The 1247-nt window shown below is 65.4% G+C and carries 1 protein-coding gene and 1 pseudogene; both read left to right on the top strand.

Going from position 1 to position 1247, the window contains the following annotated elements; all coding sequences use genetic code 11:
- Positions 1-593 (top strand): adenylate/guanylate cyclase domain-containing protein (locus AC1D00_RS41685; RefSeq protein WP_477014715.1); only part of this gene is annotated, 593 nt, incomplete at its 5' end.
- Positions 594-761: 168 nt separating this feature from the next.
- Positions 762-1247: pseudogene (locus tag AC1D00_RS41680) on the top strand (hypothetical protein); the annotation flags it as partial.

Here is a 1247-nt window from a genome sequence, read left to right as displayed (position 1 = left end):
AGGTAACGGTCGTGTTCTGCGACCTGCGCGGCTTCACGGCGTTCACGGAAGCGACCGAGCCGGAAGAGGCGATGAACGTGCTGCGCGAATATCACGCGGCGCTCGGCAAGCTGATCTTCAAATACGAGGGCACGCTCGACAAATATTCCGGCGACGGCGTGATGATCCTGTTCAACGCGCCGATCCAGTTCGACGACCACACGAAACGCGCGGTGAAGATGGCGGTGGAAATGCGCGAAACGATCGGCCCGCTGACCGAGCGCTGGCGCAACCGCGGCCACAGCCTCGGCTTCGGCATCGGCATCGCGCTCGGCTATGCCACGCTCGGCCAGGTCGGCTTCGAACAGCGGCTGGAATATGCCGCGATCGGCAGCGTCACCAACCTCGCCTCCCGCCTCTGCGGCGAAGCCAAGGCCAACCAGATCGTGGTCAGCCGCCGCGTCTACGGCATCGTCGAGCCCTGGGTGGAGGCGCGCGCGCTCGACGATCTCCAGCTCAAGGGCTTCAATCACCCCGTGCTGGCGATGGAGATCCTGAGCTGGCGCGAGGAAGTGGAGAACGTGGTGGATGCGGCGGCGCGAAGGCGGGGGTGAGTTCTTTCTCAATCCGTGAGGAAGGCAAAATCTCCCCCAGCGAAATTGAGGCGCCGGTTGCGAATGATACCTGCATCCAATTTGCGGACCGCTCCCACGAACCACATCACCCCTCCCCGCGACTAACCTTCGCCTCGACAGCGAGGCAGGCTTCGGATGGAGACGATCGTGGCATTTGCCTTGCCTTCGCGTGCTTATGATTTGCAGATGCTGGACCGTCCCGCCGATCGCGCGCGCGACCACGGCTGGGTCTATGGACTGCCGCCGGGCATCAGCAGCGAGCAATGGCCGCTCGATCCCGTCACCGGTTTTCCGCTGATGCACGGCTTCACGCTTCTGCTCCCGGAGGACTATCGCGTGCATGGCGCGGACATCGTCGCGGTGTCGTTCTTTGCGACGCCGCCCGATCACAATGACGGCGGCGCGGCTGACGATCCCGAAATCCGCGATGCCGTGCTGGCGCGGCCGGCGCATCCGCGGCTCTCGCGCATGACCGACATCCTCGATTACGAATATGCCGCGCTGCTGTTGACCGCAGCCGAATACGAGGGCGCGTTCGCGACGCCGCCGGCACCGCTTGCGCTTGCGACGGCGGAGCGGCCGCGCTGGCTCGATGTCGGCGGCGCCAGCGCGTTCTTCGAGTCCGCCCCGCCC

The organism is Bradyrhizobium sp. P2_E8, from assembly GCF_056403875.1.
This window is presented reverse-complemented; position numbering and strand designations above follow the sequence as displayed.